This window comes from Candidatus Pantoea communis, from assembly GCF_011752685.1.
Taxonomy (GTDB): Bacteria; Pseudomonadota; Gammaproteobacteria; order Enterobacterales; family Enterobacteriaceae; genus Pantoea; species Pantoea communis.
The window spans coordinates 1-19,972 of sequence record NZ_VWXC01000021.1 but is presented as its reverse complement, the minus strand read 5'-3'; the positions used below and the strand labels follow the sequence as shown (position 1 = coordinate 19,972).

15 protein-coding genes are annotated in these 19,972 nt (G+C 58.1%); 6 read left to right on the top strand and 9 right to left on the bottom strand.

The features are described from left to right. Positions 1-4: 4 nt before the first annotated feature. The 3 genes from fucP (at position 5) to F3J37_RS22225 (ending at position 4,091) form a co-directional block, all read left to right on the top strand. Positions 5-1,330, top strand: a complete 1,326-nt coding sequence (fucP, locus tag F3J37_RS22235) for an L-fucose:H+ symporter permease (RefSeq protein WP_166935897.1) — start codon at positions 5-7, stop codon at positions 1,328-1,330. After that, a complete protein-coding gene (locus tag F3J37_RS22230) occupies positions 1,327-2,340 on the top strand; it encodes an aldose 1-epimerase family protein (protein WP_166935895.1) in 1,014 nt (337 codons plus the stop codon). Before fucP ends, F3J37_RS22230 begins: the two co-directional genes overlap by 4 nt. A gap of 164 nt (positions 2,341-2,504) precedes the next feature. Beyond that, positions 2,505-4,091, top strand: a complete 1,587-nt coding sequence (locus F3J37_RS22225; protein WP_166935893.1) for a methyl-accepting chemotaxis protein — start codon at positions 2,505-2,507, stop codon at positions 4,089-4,091. Positions 4,092-4,182: 91 nt separating this feature from the next. On the opposite strand, the gene urtE is transcribed toward F3J37_RS22225, so the two are convergent. The 8 genes from urtE to atzF form a co-directional block, all read right to left on the bottom strand. Beyond that, the gene (urtE, locus tag F3J37_RS22220; RefSeq protein ID WP_038649204.1) at positions 4,183-4,881 is read right to left on the bottom strand and encodes an urea ABC transporter ATP-binding subunit UrtE; all 699 of its coding nucleotides are present in this window, start codon (positions 4,879-4,881) and stop codon (positions 4,183-4,185) included. 1 nt (position 4,882) lies between these two features. Beyond that, positions 4,883-5,674, bottom strand: coding sequence for an urea ABC transporter ATP-binding protein UrtD (urtD, locus tag F3J37_RS22215; protein WP_034826215.1), 792 nt, complete (start codon positions 5,672-5,674; stop codon positions 4,883-4,885). Continuing rightward, complete coding sequence (gene urtC / locus F3J37_RS22210) at positions 5,667-6,743, bottom strand: urea ABC transporter permease subunit UrtC (RefSeq protein ID WP_166935891.1); 1,077 nt, start codon at positions 6,741-6,743, stop codon at positions 5,667-5,669. The genes urtD and urtC overlap by 8 nt, the downstream gene beginning before the upstream one ends. Continuing rightward, positions 6,743-8,308: an urea ABC transporter permease subunit UrtB gene (gene urtB, locus F3J37_RS22205; protein WP_166935889.1), complete on the bottom strand. Its 1,566-nt coding sequence runs from the start codon at positions 8,306-8,308 to the stop codon at positions 6,743-6,745. The genes urtC and urtB overlap by 1 nt, the downstream gene beginning before the upstream one ends. 217 nt (positions 8,309-8,525) lie before the next feature. After that, positions 8,526-9,794: an urea ABC transporter substrate-binding protein gene (urtA, locus tag F3J37_RS22200; protein ID WP_034826208.1), complete on the bottom strand. Its 1,269-nt coding sequence runs from the start codon at positions 9,792-9,794 to the stop codon at positions 8,526-8,528. A gap of 28 nt (positions 9,795-9,822) precedes the next feature. Beyond that, the gene (locus F3J37_RS22195) at positions 9,823-10,521 is read right to left on the bottom strand and encodes a GntR family transcriptional regulator (protein ID WP_166935888.1); all 699 of its coding nucleotides are present in this window, start codon (positions 10,519-10,521) and stop codon (positions 9,823-9,825) included. A 9-nt stretch (positions 10,522-10,530) separates the two neighbouring features. After that, entirely contained in the window at positions 10,531-14,148 is a 3,618-nt protein-coding gene (gene uca / locus F3J37_RS22190) for an urea carboxylase (protein ID WP_166935886.1), read from the bottom strand. A gap of 2 nt (positions 14,149-14,150) precedes the next feature. Continuing rightward, positions 14,151-15,947 carry an allophanate hydrolase gene (gene atzF, locus F3J37_RS22185; protein ID WP_166935884.1) on the bottom strand — a complete coding sequence of 599 codons (1,797 nt, stop codon included), beginning with the start codon at positions 15,945-15,947 and terminating at the stop codon, positions 14,151-14,153. Between the two features lie 256 nt (positions 15,948-16,203). On the opposite strand from atzF, the gene sltY reads away from it, so the two are divergent. Both sltY and trpR read left to right on the top strand, forming a co-directional pair. Beyond that, entirely contained in the window at positions 16,204-18,123 is a 1,920-nt protein-coding gene (gene sltY / locus F3J37_RS22180) for a murein transglycosylase (protein WP_058959378.1), read from the top strand. Between the two features lie 44 nt (positions 18,124-18,167). Then, positions 18,168-18,491, top strand: a complete 324-nt coding sequence (gene trpR, locus F3J37_RS22175) for a trp operon repressor (RefSeq protein ID WP_038649187.1) — start codon at positions 18,168-18,170, stop codon at positions 18,489-18,491. Here the strand turns inward: trpR and yjjX are convergent, their stop codons facing one another. Then, on the bottom strand, positions 18,492-19,010 hold the full coding sequence (gene yjjX / locus F3J37_RS22170; protein ID WP_160833988.1) for an inosine/xanthosine triphosphatase: 519 nt from the start codon (positions 19,008-19,010) through the stop codon (positions 18,492-18,494). A gap of 51 nt (positions 19,011-19,061) precedes the next feature. Between yjjX and gpmB the strand changes: the two genes are divergently transcribed. After that, positions 19,062-19,709: a 2,3-diphosphoglycerate-dependent phosphoglycerate mutase GpmB gene (gene gpmB, locus F3J37_RS22165; RefSeq protein WP_166935882.1), complete on the top strand. Its 648-nt coding sequence runs from the start codon at positions 19,062-19,064 to the stop codon at positions 19,707-19,709. Positions 19,710-19,972: the final 263 nt, after the last annotated feature.

The window sequence follows — 19,972 nt, the reverse complement described above, 5'->3', positions numbered from 1 at the left end:
AGTCATGCAACAGAACATTGTTCAGCAATCTGACGGCTATCTGAATAAGACGCCACTGTTTCAGTTCATTTTGCTCTCGTGCCTGTTCCCATTGTGGGGTTGTGCCGCGAGCTTAAACGATATCCTGATTACGCAATTCAAAAGCGTATTTGCGCTGAGCGATTTTGCCAGTGCGCTGGTGCAGAGTGCCTTTTACGGTGGCTACTTCCTGATCGCGATTCCCGCCTCGCTGGTGATCCGCAAAGCCACTTACAAGCTGGCGATATTGATGGGATTGGTGCTGTATATCGTCGGTTGCGTGCTGTTCTATCCGGCGTCACATATGGCGACTTACACCATGTTCCTCGCGGCGATCTTCGCCATCGCCATTGGCCTCAGCTTCCTCGAAACGGCCGCCAACACCTATAGCTCGATGATTGGTCACCGCGATCACGCCACGCTCCGTCTTAACATCAGCCAGACGTTCTATCCGATTGGTGCGCTGATGGGCATCGTGCTGGGTAAATATCTGGTGTTTCAGGATGGGGAAAGCCTGCATGCGCAGATGGCGGGCATGAACGCCGGGCAGGCCCACGCTTTCCGTCTTAGCATGCTGGAGCACACGCTGGAACCCTACAAATATCTGGTGATGGTGTTAGTGGTGGTGATGTTGCTGTTTCTGTTCACCCGCTATCCACGTTGCAAGCCGGAATCCAGTGAGAAGTCATTGCCCTCGCTGGGTGAAACCTTCCGCTATCTGGCGGGTAATCGTCACTTCAAACGTGGCATCGTAGCGCAATTCCTCTATGTCGGGATGCAGGTGGCGGTGTGGTCCTTCACCATCCGTCTGGCATTGACGCTGGGGGCAACGAACGAACGTCACGCGTCTAACTTTATGATTTACAGCTTTATCTGCTTCTTTATCGGCAAGTTTGTCGCCAACTTCCTGATGACGCGCTTCCGTGCGGAAAAAGTGCTGATTGCCTACTCGATTCTGGGCGTGATCACCCTCGCGTGGGTGATGTTTGTGCCAAACTTTACCGCCGTGTACGCAGCAGTGTTTGTCAGCGTGCTGTTTGGGCCCTGCTGGGCCACTATCTATGCAGGCACGTTAGCCACAGTGGATAACAAGTACACCGAAGTGGCAGGCGCGTTTATTGTGATGTCGATTGTGGGTGCGGCGTTTATCCCGGCTATACAGGGATTCGCCTCTGATCATCTCGGATCGATGCAACTGGCGTTTGGCGTGTCGCTGTTGTGCTTTGCGTGGGTGGGTTTCTATTTCTGGGGCGAACTGCGCCATAAAAATCAGGCGATGCAGGCAGGTCGTCTGGTTGAGGAGATGCCATGAAAACCCGTTTGCCGCTGCGTCGTGAGCAGTTCCATGAAACCCCAAGTACGCTGTTGCACAATGACTATTTCCACGTCGAGTTGTTTCGCTATCCGGCGGGTGTCGAAGCGGTGCGTATCAGCAACCAGCGCGGCAAGGTAATTGTGCTGCCGTTTTACGGTCAAATGGTGTGGGATGCGACCTTCGATGGCCATTCCCTCACCATGGGGCACAGCTTTAAGCAGCCGCTGCCAGGCAGTTCGATTATCGATACTTACGGCTGTTTTGCCTTCCACTCTGGATTGCTGGCGAACGGCTGTCCTGCGCCCGATGACGAACATCCGCTGCACGGTGAAATGGCCTGCGCACGTATGGACAGCGCGTGGATCGTGCTGGAGCAAGATCGCGTTTCTCTGGAAGGGGAAACCGAATATGTGAAAGGTTTTGGTCATCACTATCTGGCTTCTCCAGCGGTGCGGTTGCACGCTAACGCGCCGCGCTTGCAGATTGAGATGAACGTCACCAATCTGGCGGGCGCGCCGATGCCGCTGCAGTACATGTGCCATCTGAACAGCGCCTGGCTGGCCAATGGCCGCTTTAAGCAGTCGATCCCGCAGGATGCGTTCAAGTTACGCACCTCGATCCCGGCACATGTGAAACCAACGCCCCAGTGGACCGCGTACACTGATCGGCTGGCGCGCGATCCCCAGGCATTGCAGCAGCTAGATCAACCGGAGATGTGCGATCCGGAAATCGTGTTTTTTGCCGATAATCTGCCGCAATACGGCAACGAGGTGCAGTTCGAACTGCATGCCCCGGAAGGTTATGCCTTGATGACGCGCTTCGATAGCCGACAGTTCCCCCACGCCACACGCTGGCTGCTGCACAATCACGATCAGCAGGTCGCGGCTTACGTGCTGCCCTCAACTTGTCGGCCTGAAGGATTTAAGGCGGCACAGCGTGCTGGAACCTTGATTGAGTTGGCATCGGGCGAGCAACGCCATTTCAGTGTGGAGACCGGCATTCTCTAATCGCAGGCGGCCCTTGTGCCGCCTCAATTTTTACCGCTTCGCTATTCACGAAACTGTCACGCAATATCCTTGCCAATCCTATAAAGCCAACTGCCCTGTATGACGATAACCCCTGCGACATTCGTCACATTGGTTCTCCTCTCTCTTTACCAGGGTTCAGATTTATGAAGCTCAATCAGTTTAAAATTGGCCAGCGGCTGGGTTTTCTCGCCACGCTGCTGTTGCTCGCCACATTGTTGATGGGACTGCACGGACTGCAAGTCAATATGCAGGCGCTGGAAAACAATCAGGACGTGATGGCACGTGAAGTCCTGATTGCCGACAGCATCGACACCGCGCGCAGTGCGCAGGTGCAGTTCAAGATACAGGTGCAGGAGTGGAAAAATACCCTGTTGCGCGGCACCCAAGGGCAGGAGACCTTCGATAAGTACAAAAAGGCGTTTTTGAAAGAGAGCCAGCAAACGCAGGCGCTGCTGAGTAAGCTGAGCCAGATTCAGACGTCGCTGGGGTTACCTGACGCTCCCGTGGAACAGGCGCGCGCGGTGCATGCCGGGCTGGAGAGCAAATATCTGGCGGCGCTGGAAAACTACAGTATCAGCGATATTAACAGTGCGGCACGCGTTGACCATCTGGTCACCGGTATCGACCGCGCACCGACACAGCAAATCGACGATCTGGTGGCTGCCACGCTGAAACGCGCGCAGCAGATGCATCAGGAGATAGAGGCCAACAACCTCGCCCATTACCAGAAAACGCGCATGCTGCTGCTGATCGCGATGGGCTGTATCTTGCTGGTTGGTGTGTGCATTACGGCCTGGCTGGTGCAGAGCATCACGCGTCCGCTGAAGCAGGCAATTAACGTCGCGAAGACCGTGGCGGCAGGTGATCTGCGAGCCCGGATTGCGGTCTCAGGACGTGATGAAACCGCACAGCTGATGGCGGCGCTGCGTGATATGAACCATAACCTGACGCGTATTGTGACCGGCGTGCGTTCGGGGACTGAGGCAATAGCCGATACCACCGATCAGGTCGCACACGGCAGCCGCGAGTTGTCGGCGCGCAACGAAGCGCAGGCCAGTGCGTTGGAAGAGACCGCCGCTTCAATGGAGCAGCTGACTTCCGTGGTGAAAAACAATGCCGAGAACGCACGCCATGCCAGCGATATCGCGCGTGATACCCGCCAGCGCGCCGGCGAGGGCGGCGAGGTGGTGGAAAAAGTGGTGGTGGCAATGGGCGAGATCCACCAGTTCTCGCGTGAGATCAACGAGATCGTGACGGTGATAGATGGCATCGCGTTCCAGACCAATATTCTGGCACTCAATGCCGCAGTCGAAGCGGCACGCGCTGGAAATGATGGGCGTGGCTTTGCGGTGGTAGCGTCGGAAGTGCGTGCGCTGGCACAGCGCTCCGCTTCCGCAGCGCGTGATATTCGTGGGCTGACCGATCGTTCAGTGAGTTTGATTGCGCAGGGCAACACGCTGGTGAAAGGCGCGGGATCGTCGATGCAGGAGATTGTCGAGAGCGTGAAGCAGCTGTGCGAGCTGATGGAGAACATCTCATCCGCTAGCGCGGAGCAGAGCGTGGGTATTGAGCAGGTGAACCTGGCGGTGACGCATATGGATGCCGCCACCCAGCAGAATGCCACGCTGTCGCAGCAGTCCGCTCAGTCGGCACGCGCGCTGAATCAGCAGGTTGGTTCGCTGGTGGAGAATATCAGCGTATTCCAGTTGGAGTCGAAGCCGGCTCAGTAACGTCGCGCAACAAACTACGCCGTTACACCGATAGGTATTGAGTCGTAGGGCGCCATCAATGGCGCCCTTTCGTGCACTCTACAGTTAAAAGTTAAATCGCCACTAATCCGCGCACGCCTTCTGCTTCCATATTGGATCCCGCGCCGCGTTGTACGATCTCTCCACGCGACATCACCAGATACTGATCGGCCAGCTCGGCGGCGAAATCGTAAAACTGCTCCACCAGTAAGATCGCCATATCGCCGCGCTGGGCTAACTGGCGGATCACCGCGCCGATCTCCTTGATCACCGAGGGCTGGATCCCTTCGGTCGGCTCATCAAGGATCAACAGCTGTGGCTTGCAAGCCAGTGCACGACCGATCGCCAACTGCTGCTGTTGCCCACCGGACAGATCGCCGCCGCGTCGGGCCTTCATTTCGCGCAGCACCGGGAACAGCTGGTAAATCTCCTCGGGCACGGATTTGGACTGCGATCCCGAGAAGCGTGCCAGCCCCATCAGCAGATTCTCCTCCACCGTCAGGCGCGGGAAAATTTCGCGGCCCTGCGGCACATAAGCAATACCCGCTTGCACACGCTGATGCGGCTTACGGCTGTTGATCACCTTATCCTGCCAGCGAATCTCACCGGATTTCGCCGGAATCAGCCCCATCAGACATTTCAGCAGTGTGGTTTTACCCACGCCGTTGCGCCCCAGCAGGCAGGTAATTTCGCCCGGTTTGGTTTCAAAAGAGAGGCCGCGCAAAATATGGCTGCCGCCGTAATATTGATTCAGTTCAGAAACCTGCAACATGTTAGCGCCCCAGATATACGTCGATGACGCGATCGTTCGCCTGCACTTCGCGTAACGATCCCTCAGCCAGCACCTGGCCCTGATGCAGCACCGTGACGTGATCGGCGATGGTTTCGACAAAGCCCATGTCGTGCTCGACCACCATCAGCGAGTGCTTGCCTGCCAGACTGCGGAACAGCTCGGCGGTGTACTCGGTTTCCGCGTCGGTCATACCCGCCGCGGGTTCGTCGAGCAGTAGCAGATGCGGGTCCTGCACTAACAACATGCCGATTTCGAGAAACTGCTTCTGACCGTGCGACAACAAGCCCGCTTTGCGCTGGCGCTCACCGCTCAGCCGCAGCAGTTTTAGCACCTCATCGATGCGATCCTGCTGTTCGCCGTTGAGTCGTGCACGCAAACTAGCCCACACCGACTTATCGTTTTTAAGCGCGATTTCCAGATTTTCGAATACGGTGAGCGCTTCAAAAACCGTGGGTTTCTGGAACTTGCGGCCAATGCCGGCCCGGGCGATCTCCACCGACGACATGCGGGTGAGATCGGTGTCCTGGTCATAGATCACCTGCCCGTTATCGGGACGCGTTTTGCCGGTGATCACGTCCATCAGCGTGGTTTTGCCCGCGCCGTTGGGGCCGATCACACAGCGCAGTTCACCGACGCCGATCTTCAGCGACAGATCGGTGAGCGCGCGGAAGCCATCAAATGAGACGTTGATCTTCTCCAGTTGCAGCACCGGATCGCTCTGATCGCGATGGCGATCGGCGGGATGGGGTTGGGTAAACAGTTGTTCAGTCATCACGCCTCCGGCGCAGCAGGCCAATCACACCACGCGGCAGGAACAGCGTGACGAGGATAAACATCAGGCCGAGGAAGAACAGCCAATATTCCGGGAAGGCGACGGTGAACCAGCTTTTGGCCCCGTTCACAATCGCGGCCCCTAACAGCGGGCCAATTAAGGTGCCGCGCCCGCCGAGTGCCACCCAGATAGCCGCCTCAATCGAGTTGGTCGGCGACATTTCACTGGGATTGATAATGCCGACCTGCGGCACATACAGCGCGCCCGCAAGACCACACAACACCGCCGACAGCGTCCAGACAAACAGCTTGAAGCCTTTAGGGTCGTAACCGACGAACATCAGGCGGTTTTCGGCATCGCGTACCGCCGTCAACACCCGCCCAAACTTACTGCGCGCCAGTGCGAAGCCAATGCCAAGGCTGATTAACAACAGCAGCACGGTGGCGACGAACAATCCAATGCGCGTGCCGGTGGCGGTAACGTTAAAGCCGAGCAGGGTGGTGAAGCCGGTAAAACCGTTGTTACCGCCAAAGCCAGTTTCATTACGGAAGAACAGCAGCATGCCGGCATAGGTCAGCGCCTGCGTCATGATCGAGACGTAAACGCCTTTGATTTTTGAGCGGAAGGCGAAGTAACCGAACACTAGCGCCAGCAAACCCGGCACCAGCATGATCAGACACAGCGCCCAGGCAAAATGTTGCGTGCCGGCCCAGAACCACGGCAGCTCACTCCACGACAGAAACGACATAAAGGCCGGTAAGCCCTCGCCCGATGCCTGGCGCATCAGGTACATGCCCATCGCATAGCCGCCTAATGCGAAGAACAGACCGTGTCCAAGAGACAGCAATCCGGCATAGCCCCATACCAGATCCAGCGCTACCGCGACGATGGCGTAGCAGAGGATTTTGCCGATCAAGGTCAGCGTGTAAGTGGAGATCGCCAGCGGATGCGTGGCGGGTAATAGGGCGCAGAACGGCAGCACCAGCAGCAGCAAGGAGATCACGATGCAGAGGCTGATACTGAGGCGCGGCGCTTTGCGCGTCAGCGTTAACGTCAGGGGTTGGCTCATCAGTCTATTACCCTCCCTTTGAAGGCAAACAGGCCCTGTGGACGTTTCTGAATGAACAGTACGATCAGCACGAGGATGAGGATTTTACCCAGCACCGCACCAATCTGCGGTTCCAGCACTTTGTTAAGGATGCCAAGGCCGAAGGCCGCTACCACGGTGCCCGCCAGCTGCCCCACGCCGCCCAGCACCACCACCAGGAAAGAGTCTATGATGTAACCCTGGCCGAGTTCCGGGCCGACGTTGCCGAGCTGCGACAGCGCCACGCCGCCCAGTCCGGCAATGCCAGAGCCCAGACCAAACGCCAGCATATCGATGCGCCCGGTTGGCACGCCGCAGCAATCGGCCATCGCGCGATTTTGCGTCACGGCGCGCACGCTCAGGCCCAGACGCGTTTTATTGAGCAGCAGCCAGGTCAGGCCGAGTACCGCAAACACAAACAGGATCACCGCAATACGGTTGTACGGCAGCACCAGGTTAGGCAACACTTGCCAGCCGCCAGACAGCCAGCCTGGGTTAGCCACTTCCAGGTTTTGTGCGCCAAACAGCACACGCACCAGTTGGATCAGCATCAGACTGATGCCCCAGGTGGCGAGCAGGGTTTCCAGCGGGCGGCCGTATAAATGACGAATGATGGTGCGCTCCAGCAGCATGCCAATGCTCGCAGTGATTAGGAATGCCACAGGCAGCGCCAGCAGCGGATACCACGCCAGCCACTGCGGTGCGAACTGCTGGAACAAGTTTTGTACAAACCAGGTGGCGTACGCACCGAGCATCAGCATCTCACCGTGCGCCATGTTGATCACGCCCAGCAGGCCGTAAGTGATCGCCAGACCCAGCGCGGCCAGCAGCAGGATCGAGCCGAGTGACAGGCCGGTAAACGCCTGACCAAAGAGATCGCCCCACATCAGGCGATGTTTGATTTGTTGCAGGCTCTCCGTGGCCGCGGCGCGCACCTGCGCATCGGGTTCGTTGCTGGCCTGCGTTAAGCGATTGAGGCTGGCCTGCATATTCGGGTCGCTGGACTCACCGAGCAGCGTGACGGCTTTGAGGCGCACGCGGGCATCCGGGCTGGCAAGTTGCAGATTGTCGGCGGCCATGACGAGCACGGCGTGAACCTGAGTGTCTTTTTCCACGGCGAGACGCTGTTCGATCAGCGGCAACTGATCGGCGGCACCGTCGTTTTGCAACTGTTGGGCGGCACGCAGGCGAATCGCGGGATCCTCGCTCACCAGCTGGTGGGCGGCGAGGGCGCTGGCGATTAACACGCGTAGCCGGTTGTTCATAAACAGCTTTTTGGTCTCACCCGTCGGCTGTTGTGCGCGATCCAGCGGGATGAGTTTGTCATCCTGCTTGCTGAACGGCTGTTTATTTTGGTCGATGACCATGCTTTCGTTACGCAGCGCCTGCAGCAGCGGCAAGCGGCTGGCCTGCGGGGTGGCCGCCCATTGTTGCAGCAGGTTGGCCTGTTCAGTGCGGCTGGCGGCGGCGAAATCCGCGCCATCGCCCGCCTGGGCGAGCCACGGCAGGAGCAGCAGCAGACAGCAAAGATAACGGCGGATTGTCATGATGATGATCCTGTATGTCGTTGGGCTTGGGGGCGGTTGATGACCTCACCCTAACCCTCTCCCGTAAGCGAGAGAGGGGACCGATCCAGCAAAGAACGCTGTTAATCACATTCGGCATCCTCTCCCATACTTTGCCAGAGAAGATCCGCAGGCGGCTGATGCCTTTACCCTGGCTCCATTACAGAGCCGGATCGGGCATCAGCGCGCATTTTGCGTATTACTTCGTCGATTTCACCGGATAATCCGGCTTCTTATCATTACCGGCGATGTACGGGCTCCAGGGCTGAGCGCGGATTGGCTTATCGGTCTGCCACACCACGTTGAACTGACCGTTCTCTTCCACTTCGCCGATCATCACGGGCTTGTGCAGATGGTGGTTGGTTTTATCCATGGTCAGCGTGAAGCCGTCCGGCGCTTTAAAGGTCTGTCCGGCCATCGCCGCACGCACTTTGTCCACATCGGTGGTACCCGCTTTTTCTACCGCCTGCGCCCACATATGGATGCCGACATAAGTCGCTTCCATCGGGTCATTGGTGACCACGGTGCCTGCGTTCGGCAGGTTGTGCGCTTTGGCATAAGCACGGTAATCCGCCACGAATTTCGCGTTAGTTGGGTTATCCACCGATTCGAAGTAGTTCCACGCGGCTAACTGACCGACCAGCGGTTTGGTATCAATCCCGCGCAGTTCTTCCTCGCCGACCGAGAAGGCGATCACCGGAATATCCGTGGCTTTGATGCCCTGGTTAGCCAGCTCTTTGTAGAACGGCACGTTGGAGTCACCGTTGATGGTGGAGATCACGGCCGTTTTGCCACCGGCAGAGAACTTCTTGATGTTAGACACGATGGTTTGATAGTCGCTGTAGCCAAACGGCGTATAGACCTCTTCGATGTCTTTATCCTGGATGCCTTTGGTGTGCAGGAAGGCGCGCAGAATCTTGTTAGTGGTACGCGGGTAGACGTAATCGGTACCCAGCAGGAAGAAGCGTTTGGCGCTGCCGCCGTCTTCGCTCATCAGGTATTCCACCGCCGGAATCGCCTGCTGGTTGGGTGCCGCACCGGTGTAGAACACGTTTGGCGACATCTCTTCGCCTTCGTACTGCACCGGATAGAACAGCAGGCCGTTCAGCTCTTCAAACACCGGCAGCACTGACTTACGTGAGACCGAGGTCCAGCAGCCGAACACCGCCGCAACTTTGTCTTGCGTCAACAGCTGGCGCGCTTTCTCCGCGAACAGCGGCCAGTTAGACGCCGGATCGACCACCACCGGTTCCAGCTTTTTGCCCAGCACGCCGCCTTTGGCGTTGATTTCATCAATGGTCATCAGGGCCACGTCTTTCAGCGGCGTCTCGGAGATTGCCATGGTGCCGGAAAGCGACGACATGATGCCGACTTTGATGGTATCAGCGGCCTGGGCACCAAAGGTAAAGCCCAAACTGGCCACGGTGGCGGAGAGCGCAAAAGCTTTTAGCAAAGAACGTCTTTTCATCGTTAACCCTCTAAATGTGTTAGTGTTTTTATTCAATGGGTTGAAGCCGGGCCTGCTGTAACATATGCAATGTGATCTTTCTGACCTCTGCCTTACTGACGGCGATGTGGTCGGTTAAAATGCGTTGTGCCTCCTCGGTTTGTTGCTGGAAAATCGCCCGTAAAATCTGAGCGTGTTCGCGGTATGTCGCATCTACCCGGTCGTCACGGGTAAAGTCGAGACGACGGATGATGCGGATCTTTTCGGTCAGTTCGGCGTGGATGCGTGCCATCTCCTGATTGCCCGCGGCGGCTACCAGCGCCATATGAAAGGCTTCGTCGTGCGCCGATACCGCTTTGCCATCCTCCATGCGTGGCGCATCGATCCAGAAACCTGTCAGTTCGTTCAGGATTTCCGCACAGGCCAGCGGCGGCAGCGCGCACAGGCGGCGCACTGCTTCGCGCTCCAGCACGGTGCGGAAGTCGTACAGCTCTTCGAAGTATTCGAAGTCGAACGGCTTCACCTGCCAGCCGCTGCGGAACCACACTTCGACATAGCCCTCGCGCTCCAGCCAAAACAGCGCCTGACGCACCGGCGTGCGGCTCACGTCGAGCCGATCGGCGATTTCGTTTTCGCTAAAGCGGTCACCGGGCATTAAACGAAACTCAAAAATGTCCTGTTTCAATGCCTGATAAACCTTCTCCGCCAGCGCTTCCGGGCGGCCTTTGCTGCGTGGGCTTTGATGCATACGAGCTCCTTATTCCAGCCACAGCAGAGTGTCGCCCGGACTCACCGGACGTCCTGCCTGACAGGCAATGCGTTTCACCGTGCCGGCCTGCGGCGCGACAATCGCCAGTTCCATTTTCATGGCTTCGACGATGATCAGCGTCTGACCGGCTTCCACCGCGTCACCTGGCTGCACCAGCACTTTCCAGATGTTGCCGTTCATATCGGCACAGACCGCTAGCGCATCTTCGTCGGCTTCCGGGGCGATCAGCGTCTCTTCACTGGTCAGCGGCGCGTTCTGCTCTTCCTGTGCCCACAGCGTCACTTCCTGTTCGAAGGCAGCTGACTGGCGCTGACGGAATTCAGCAATCGAGCCGGCGTGTTCAGCGAGGAATTGCTGGTGGGCAGCGAAATCAAACAGCGTCTCTTCGATACGTACCGTGGCGCGGCCTTCGCGGAAGTCATCGCGCAGTTGCGTGAGTTCATCTTCGGTCACCGGATAGAGGCGCACCTGATCGAAGAAGTGCAGCAGCCATGGCTCATCCGCTGCGAACTGGTCGTTCTTGAGGAATTTGTTCCAGATTGGCAGCGTTCGGCCCACCAGCTGATAGCCACCGGGTGAATCCATGCCGTAGATGCACATGTACATGCCGCCAATACCGACCGTGCCTTCGGCGGTAAAGGTACGTGCCGGGCTGTATTTGGAACTGAGCAGGCGATGGCGTGGGTCGATCGGTACCGCGCATGGTGCGCCGAGGTAGACATCGCCCAGGCCGAGAATCAGATAGCTGGCATCGAAAATCGTGTCGCGCACCGCTTCGCGACTCTCCAGCCCATTAATGCGCTGAATAAAATCAACGTTGTTCGGCAGCCATGGTGCGGTAGCGCGCACGGTTTCCTGATAACGCTCAACCGCACCGAGCGTGGCGCTGTCTTCAAATGCCATTGGCATCCAGACGATGCGCGAAGGCACTTTCAGCTGGCTGACATCACCGAGTCCGGCTTCCAGTTCCAGCAGCAGATTCATCAGCTGTTTCTGGCTGAGGATCAGGCTGTCATAGCGCACCTGCAGGGAGCGAACGCCGGGTGATAGCTCTTCGACGCCGGGCACTGCACGTTCACGCAGCGCATTCATCAGCAGGTGCACACGCAGACGCAGCGCCAGATCCAGCACGTTATCGCCGTACTCAATCAGCACGTATTTATCTCCGGCCTGGCGATACACGGCAGCAGGCGTGGTGTCTGTGGCGGGCAGTGCGGCCAGCAAGGTCGCAGAGCCGATGTTACTGGCCGCCAGTGAGGGAACCTCAAAGGCTGGCGCATGAGTGCTGCGCAGAGTTTCCACGCTGTGCGCCTGGGCTTTCTCCAGCGCCACCGCTTCATCAGCGCTGATCGGGTGGAAGCGAATGCGGTCGCCCGGTTTTACCTGACCGACTTTCCACAGCTCCGCTTTGGCAATCGTCACCGGACAGACGAAGCCGCCGAGGCTCGGGCCGTCATGGGTCAGGATCACCGGGAAGTCACCGGTAAAGTTCACCGCGCCAATTGCGTATTCGCAGTCGTGTACGTTGGAAGGGTGCAGCCCGGCTTCGCCGCCGTTGGCACGCGTCCAGGTCGGTTTGGGTCCCACTAAGCGCACGCCGAGACGGTTGGAGTTGTAGTGCACCTGCCAGTCGCTGGCAAAGAACTCGTCGATGGCAGCCTGGGTGAAGAAATCCGGCGCGCCGTGCGGGCCGTACAGCACGCCGATGCGCCATGCGTTGCCATAGTGCGGCACCAGCGCGTGATCGAGCGCTTGCGGTTCACTGATCGGCGCGGGCGTGGTGCAGGCGGCCAGCAGCGGCTGGGAGATCGGCAGCATATCGGCGATGCGCAGGGTGCGTCCGGCATGACCGCCAAACTGGCCGAGTGAGAAGGTAGAACGGCTGCCCAGATATTCCGGCACATCGAAGCCGTTGCGCACCGCTAAATAGGTGCGGCAACCGCTTTGCGCACGGCCTAACGTCAGCGTCTGGCCTGCTTTTACACTGATTGGTTGCCAGTAATCGAGGCTTGCGCCATCCAGTTCTGCCGGGCAATCTGCGCCGGTCAGGGCAATGACTGCGTCGCTGTGGAAACGCAGCGTTGGGCCTTGCAAAGTAAATTCCAGCCCGGCGGCGCTGTCGTGGTTGCCGACAATGCGGTTTGCGAGGCGGAAAGCGAAGTCATCCATCGGGCCTGAAGGTGGCACGCCAATATCCCAATAGCCGAGGCGGCCAGGGAAATCCTGAATGCTGCTGAAGGTGCCGGGTTGCAGCACTTCAATCACGCTGGCGGACGGCGTAAAGCTGTCGAGGAAACGCGTCCAGACTTTGCCGCTGCTGAACGCTTCGGTGGCCACAATCTGGCGCAGATAATCGAGGTTGGTGGCGATGCCGTGCAGCTGCGTGGCATCCAGCGCCTGCTGCATTTTTGCCAGCGCCGCTTCACGCGTGTCGGCGTGAACAATCAGTTTGGCAATCATCGGATCGTAAAATGCTGAGACTTCGGTGCCGGTATCGATCCAGCCATCGACGCGCACGCCATCCGGGAAACTGACGCCGGTCAGGGTGCCGGGACTTGGCTGGAAGTTTTTCAGTGGATCTTCAGCATAGATACGCACTTCAATCGATGCGCCTTTGGGGGCCTGCTGCAGTCGCGCCCAGTCGATGGCATCACCGGCGGCGACTTGCAGCATGCACTCCACCAGATCGAGCCCGGTGACACACTCCGTCACCGGATGCTCCACCTGTAAACGGGTGTTCACTTCGAGGAAGTAGAACGCGTCCTGTTCGGCGTCGTAGATGTATTCCACGGTACCGGCGCTGCGATAGCTCACTAACTCGCCCAGACGCACGGCCGATGAGAGCAGCGCCTCACGCGTCGCCTGCGGCAGGTTCGGTGCCGGGGTCTCTTCCACCACTTTCTGGTTGCGACGCTGTAATGAGCAGTCACGCTCACCGAGGGCAATCACTTTGCCGCTGCCGTCACCAAAAATCTGCACTTCAACGTGGCGCGCGCGGTCGATAAAGCGCTCCAGGAACACGCCTGCATCACTGAAAAACTGTTCGCCGAGACGACGTACGCTCTCCCATGCATTGCGCAGCGCATCGGCGTCGTCACAGCGGGTTAAGCCAATACCGCCGCCGCCCGCCGTGCTTTTTAGCATCACCGGATAACCGATGTTTTCTGCCGCGCTGAGCGCCTCTTCCAGCGAGTTGAGCAGCGGTGTGCCAGGCGTCATCGGCACACCTGCGCTAGCCGCCAGTTCACGCGCGCGGTGCTTCAGGCCAAACTCGCCAATCTGCTGCGCCGTCGGACCAACAAAGGCAATCCCCGCCTCTTCACAGGCGGCGGCAAACGGCAGGCTTTCGGAGAGAAAGCCGTAGCCCGGCCAGATGGCTTCTGCGGCGGTCTCTTTAGCAGCAGCCAGAATTTTATCGATGCGCAAATAGCTGTCGCTGGCTTTGTCACCGCCGAGGGCAATTGCCACATCGGCTTCTTTGACATGGCGCGCGTTACGGTCGGCATCGGAGTAAACGGCGACGCTTTTCACGCCGAGGCGCTTCAGGGTGCGAATCGCACGGCAGGCGATTTCGCCACGGTTAGCGATCAGGACGGTGCTGAACATGGTTATTTACTCCCCTGAGAGGCCAGCCAGTTGCGCCAGCCGCCAAATTCGGTAATTTCCAGCGCCTGCGACAGCACCGCCGGTTCACAGATAAAGCCTTTCACCACGCGACCATCAGCCAGCGTCAGAGATCCAATGCCGAGCGGTGCCGGGATTTCCGCCACGAATTCGCCAAAGCGCGCGAGTGGGATATCCCACAGTTCCACGGTGATGGCGGCACCGCTGTCACCGCGCAGCAGGCCGGGTTTTTTGATCGGACCATCGAGCAGGGCAAACAGGCGGTAGTGACTGGCGGTTTGTGTCTCTTCCACCCACACCGCATTGCGGGTGGTGAGCTGGAAATTGAGCGGCATGCCGGTGAGGTGCGCACCGACCACTGCCACGCGTACGTGATCGGCAGACACCGGGAATGCGGTGTATTGAGCGGGCTGAGCTTTGCCGGTCGCGCCTAACGTCAGCGCCATCTGCTGTTGCCACTGAATGCCGAAGCCTGCCAGCGCGCGATCCTGCCAGGCAGACGCAATCAGCGTGATGCCCGCAGGCAGGCCATCGGCGCGGAACGGACCAGGCAGCGCCAGTGCGCTAAGGTCAGCAAGGTTAGTGAAGTTGGTGTAGGTGCCAAACTGCGAGTTGTAATGCACCGGCTCCTGCTTCATCTCTTCCAGCGTGTGAATGGTTGGCGAGGTCGGCACCACGAGCGCATCAAACTGCGCCAGGGTTTGCTGGATTTGACGCGTCAGCTCAGCGCGCAGGTATTCCGCCTGATAAGCCTCGACGGCGGTGTATTTCAGGCCACTGCTGACAATACCGTACACCACCGGGTCCATCTCTTCCGGGCGATTGATCATCTCACCGACAGCGACAGTGCGCTCGGCAACCCACGGGCCGTAATAAAGCTGTTCCGCCAGTTGGTGGAATGCGGTGAAGTCGATAGGGTGCAGCGTCGCGCCGCCCGCTTGCAGTTGCTCCAGTGCACGTAACCAGGCTGCTTCGGCCTGCTTATCACCAAAGAATTCAGGCGTGGCAGGAATGGCGAAATCAGGTCGAGCCTTAAAGCTGGCAGGCGCGGTGTGCGGATTGTTGCGTGAGTAGGCGTCTCCCGCATCGTAACCGCCTGCGGCGGTGGCAACGGTGAAGGCATCTTCCACCGTCAGAGCGAAGACGGAGATGGTGTCATTCAAACGGCAAGCAGGCACTACGCCGCTGGCCGAAAACCAGCCTTTGGTCGGTTTCAGACCGACGATGTTGTTAAAACCTGCCGGGACGCGACCGGAACCGGCGGTATCGGTGCCCAGCGAGAAGCCCACCAGGCCGCGCGCCAGCACCGAAGCAGAACCGGAGCTGGAACCACCGCTAACATACTCGGGGTTAAAGGTGTTGCTTACCGCACCGAACGGAGAACGCGTGCCGACTAACCCAGTGGCGTATTGGTCGAGGTTGGTTTTGCCGATCACCACCGCACCGGCCGCTTTAAGCTGTGCGACCACAAAGGCATCAGATTCAGCCGTATAGGTTAAGGCCGGACAGGCGGCACTGGTCGGCCAGCCTGCCACATCGATATTGTCTTTCACCGCAAACGGCACGCCAAACAGCGGCAATGCAGCGGGATTGCGCAAGTAACTGGCCAGCAAGGGTTCAATTTGCGCCTGCAGTTGTGCGGGCGAAGCGACATACAGCCAGGCGTTATCCTGCTGGTCGATGGCGTCGAGGTGTGCTGCCAACAAGGTGCTGATGCACTGTGGGTCCTGCTGATAGCGGTGTTGCCAATCCTGAAGCGTGTATCCGAAGGTTGCTGCCATGAGTGAATTCCAACTGGTATACAAGATGGAATTCAATAGAGCAAAGCGCGTGCCATTTTTGTAAGTAAATGAATAGCTGTAGCTAATTGATATGACATAAGATTTTGTGATGATAATTTGCACAGTCACAGCGCAGACAGTGTGCAATCACGGTGCGCCTGCGTAAATTTTGTGAAGAACATGGCAAGAGACCGTTGGCCTGGTTAGCATGAGTTAAGTCTGGCATGAGCTGGATCGCAGCAGAGAGGAGAGCAGAGTGGAGAAGTGGCGTAACTGGATGATAGGGATCTGTCTGGTCAGCACGGCCAGCAGCGTGTGGGCCGACTCGCTGGATCAACAAAGACAGCGCTATGCGCAAATCAAACAAGCCTGGGATAACAATCAAATGGACCAGGTCTCGCAGCTGATGCCAACGCTGCAGGATTATCCGCTCTATCCGTATCTGCAATACCGTTTGCTGGCGCAGGATCTCGATCAAGAGACGCCGCTGGCGGTGAAGAATTTCATTCAGCAATATCCAACGCTGCCACCGGCGCGTTCACTCTCGACACGCTTCGTCAACGTGTTGGCACATCGTCAGGACTGGCAGGGCGTGCTGAGCTTTAGCCCGGATGAGCCCAAACCGGTGCAGGCGCGCTGTAACTGGTATTACGCCAAGTGGGCTACCGGCCAGCAGCAGGTGGCGTTTGATGGCGCGAAATCGATCTGGCTGCGCGGTTCCGCGTTGCCGAATGACTGCGATCAGCTGTTCTCGGTGTGGCAAGCGTCCGGACAGATGTCGCCGATTACCATTCTCGAACGTATTCGCCTGGCGATGAAAGCCGGCAACGACAGTCTGGTGAATTATCTGGCCAAAATGCTGCCGGCGGATTATCAAACCACTTCCAGCGCGCTGATTGCGCTGCAGCAAAATCCGCAGACCGTCACCACTTTTGCCAGCAGCCTCGGTCCGACCGATTTCACTCGTATGGCCACCAGTTATGCCTTTGCCCGCGTCGCGCGTGAAGACATGGATAATGCGCGCATGATGATCCCGCAACTGGTGCAGGCGCAAAAAATGAGCCCGGCGGAAGAGCAGGATCTGAAGGAAACTGTCGTGTGGCGCATGATGGGCGCCGATCTGACCTCCGAGCAGGCGCGCTGGCGTGATGCGGTGGTGATGAACAGTGAATCCACCGCGCTGGTGGAGCGTCGCGTGCGTCTGGCGCTCAGTCAGAACGATCGTCGTGGACTGAACACCTGGATCGCGCGTTTACCGGTTGAAGCCAAAGAGAAAGATGAGTGGCAATACTGGCAAGCCGATCTGCTGATTTCTCAGGGGCGCAAAGAAGAAGCCGATGAGATTCTGCGTAAGCTGATGCAGGCTCGTGGTTTCTACCCGATGGTGGCGGCGCAGCGTCTCGGCGTGGAGTATCCGTTGCAGATCGATCAGGCCCCGGCGGCAGACAGCTCGGTGGTGCAGGGGCCAGAACTGGCTCGCGTACGTGAGCTGATGTACTGGGGGCTGGATAACCTGGCGCGCAGCGAATGGGCCAATCTGATCTCCAGCAAGACCCATTCGCAGCAACAGATGCTGGCGCGTTACGCCAACGAGCAGGACTGGTGGGATCTCAGTGTGCAGGCCACTATCACCGCGAAAATGTGGGATAGCCTGAAAGAGCGCTTCCCGCTGGCATGGCGCAATCTGTATCAGCAATACACCAGCGATAAAGGTATTCCGCAGAGCTATGCCATGGCGATCTCCCGCCAGGAGAGTGCGTGGAATCCGAAAGCGCGTTCGCCGGTCGGTGCCAGTGGTTTGATGCAGGTGATGCCAGCCACGGCCAGCCATACCGTGAAGATGTACAACATCCCCGGCTATGTGAACAGCAGCCAGTTGCTCGACCCACAGACCAATATTCAGATTGGTACGCAGTATCTGGAATACGTCTATCAGCAGTTCGATCAGAACCGCATCTTCTCCTCGGCGGCCTATAATGCCGGGCCGGGCAGGGTACGCAGCTGGTTGAATAACAGCGGTGGCAAACTGGATGCAGTGGCGTTTATCGAAACCATTCCGTTCTCAGAAACACGCGGCTACGTGAAAAACGTGCTGGCGTATGACGCCTACTACCGTTACTTCATGGGCAAGCCGGATAAGATTCTCGCCGATGGCGAGTGGAATCGCCGTTACTAGCTGTGCTATGCTTCCGTACTCGCTAATGAGTACGGAAGCCCTTCATGAGCCAACCTCTTTCTTCCCAGCCGGATGCGGCTCAGCCTGTTGAAGATAACTGGCTGCGTTTTATCGATTTAATGCAAAACGCTTTCGCGGATGGTGTGTCGTTGCCGTTGTTGCAACTGATGATGACGCCCGATGAACGTGAAGCGTTTGGCACACGCCTGCGCATTATCGAAGAGCTGATGAACGGCGACATGAGCCAGCGCGAGCTGAAGAATGAGCTGGGCGTCGGTATCGCCACCATCACGCGTGGATCTAACAGTCTGAAAGAAGCGCCTCCCGAGCTGAAACGCTGGCTGGAAGCGCGCTTAGGCCGCCATTAATTACTGCTGATACAGCGGATGGGTGAACGGGCAGAGTGCCAGTATCAGCGCCTGGTGGTAAACGCTGGAGCGGCTCAACAGACCGTTGGTAAACGCACCGATAGCACCGCCTTTCTGCTTGATATTATCAACGCCAGTTAAGCGCGCCATTTCGTGACCGAGTTCGTGTCCGGCGGCTAAGCCCGCCATGACAATCGGCGGCAAGGTGAAGCTGGCGGAGCGCGATTCGCCGCGCTGCTGGGCGTTTTCAATCACCATCCATGCAAAGGCACAATCGCCTTCGATACCGGCCTCAATCGCGACCCAGTAGTCAGATTCAGGACGCTGCAAACGCGCATTTGCCACGCGGGTACGTGCGCCAGTTCGCGTTTCGACATCGCTTAACGGCTGTGCGGCAACGCCGCTCTCGACCTCGACCCCTTCAATATGGCAGGATCCTTCACCAAAGACGTCGTTGAACGCCTGAGCAATCGCGCGGATTTTTGCCGGGTTGATGGTGGCTGCGACAACGTGGTACATAATTGTTTGAACCCTCAAGGCAAATTTGTCGCAGTATAACGGAAATTAAGCATGCTACAGGTCTATCTTGTTCGTCACGGCGAAACGGTATGGAATGCGGCCCGACGCATTCAAGGTCAATCCGACAGTCCGCTGACGGAAAAAGGTGAGCAACAGGCCCAACAAGTGGGCGAACGGATGAAATCGCAGGGCATCACTCATGTGATTGCGAGCGATTTAGGCCGCACGCGCCGCACCGCCGAGATCATCGCGGATGCCTGCGGTTGTAAGGTCACGGTTGATGCACGTTTGCGTGAGCTGAATATGGGCTGTCTCGAACAGCGCCCCCTTGATGGCTTAACGCCGGAAGAGGAGAGCTGGCGTAAAACGCTGGTGGATGGCACCCAAGACGGCCGCATCCCTGGCGGTGAATCGATGCTGGAGATGGCGACGCGCATGCACGAAGCGCTGAACGCGTTGCTCGAACTGCCAGCGGGCAGCCGTCCGTTGATTGTCAGTCACGGTATGGCGTTAGGCGTGTTAGTGAGTACGCTATTGGGATTGCCGGCGCACGCTGAGCGCCGTTTGCGCCTGCGCAACTGCTCTATTTCACGCGTGGATCATCAACAGAGCGCGTGGCTGGCTGCAGGTTGGGTGGTCGAGACGGCAGGTGATGTGTCGCATCTGGACGCGCCTGCGCTGGACGAATTGCAGCGTTAAGCGTCATTCGGTTTCGGTGCGCATCAATGCGCAGCCTGTAAAGGGTGGGGGTAATGATTGCCTGCCCAGCAAAAGGGTCAGCTCGCCATTTATGGCGAGCTGCCGTTATTGAAGCAAAAAAATGCCGTCATCATGACGTAATGCTTGTCAGTTAAGATCTTAATGGAGGCCGCAACGGATAACGTTGTGGCCTCTTTTTTACCGCCCTTGGGTAATGCCGCACTCTTCTTTCCGGCAGCACCAGCCCTGGCGCCATCGCCATT

Excerpts from the sequence above, each read along its gene's own strand:
- fucP (WP_166935897.1), top strand. The coding sequence starts at position 5 with ATGCAACAGAACATTGTTCAGCAATCTGACGGCTATCTGAATAAGACG.
- F3J37_RS22230 (WP_166935895.1), top strand. The coding sequence starts at position 1,327 with ATGAAAACCCGTTTGCCGCTGCGTCGTGAGCAGTTCCATGAAACCCCA.
- F3J37_RS22225 (WP_166935893.1), top strand. The coding sequence starts at position 2,505 with ATGAAGCTCAATCAGTTTAAAATTGGCCAGCGGCTGGGTTTTCTCGCC.
- urtE (WP_038649204.1), bottom strand. The coding sequence starts at position 4,881 with ATGTTGCAGGTTTCTGAACTGAATCAATATTACGGCGGCAGCCATATT.
- urtD (WP_034826215.1), bottom strand. The coding sequence starts at position 5,674 with ATGACTGAACAACTGTTTACCCAACCCCATCCCGCCGATCGCCATCGC.
- urtC (WP_166935891.1), bottom strand. The coding sequence starts at position 6,743 with ATGAGCCAACCCCTGACGTTAACGCTGACGCGCAAAGCGCCGCGCCTC.
- urtB (WP_166935889.1), bottom strand. The coding sequence starts at position 8,308 with ATGACAATCCGCCGTTATCTTTGCTGTCTGCTGCTGCTCCTGCCGTGG.
- urtA (WP_034826208.1), bottom strand. The coding sequence starts at position 9,794 with ATGAAAAGACGTTCTTTGCTAAAAGCTTTTGCGCTCTCCGCCACCGTG.
- F3J37_RS22195 (WP_166935888.1), bottom strand. The coding sequence starts at position 10,521 with ATGCATCAAAGCCCACGCAGCAAAGGCCGCCCGGAAGCGCTGGCGGAG.
- uca (WP_166935886.1), bottom strand. The coding sequence starts at position 14,148 with ATGTTCAGCACCGTCCTGATCGCTAACCGTGGCGAAATCGCCTGCCGT.
- atzF (WP_166935884.1), bottom strand. The coding sequence starts at position 15,947 with ATGGCAGCAACCTTCGGATACACGCTTCAGGATTGGCAACACCGCTAT.
- trpR (WP_038649187.1), top strand. The coding sequence starts at position 18,168 with ATGAGCCAACCTCTTTCTTCCCAGCCGGATGCGGCTCAGCCTGTTGAA.
- yjjX (WP_160833988.1), bottom strand. The coding sequence starts at position 19,010 with ATGTACCACGTTGTCGCAGCCACCATCAACCCGGCAAAAATCCGCGCG.
- gpmB (WP_166935882.1), top strand. The coding sequence starts at position 19,062 with ATGCTACAGGTCTATCTTGTTCGTCACGGCGAAACGGTATGGAATGCG.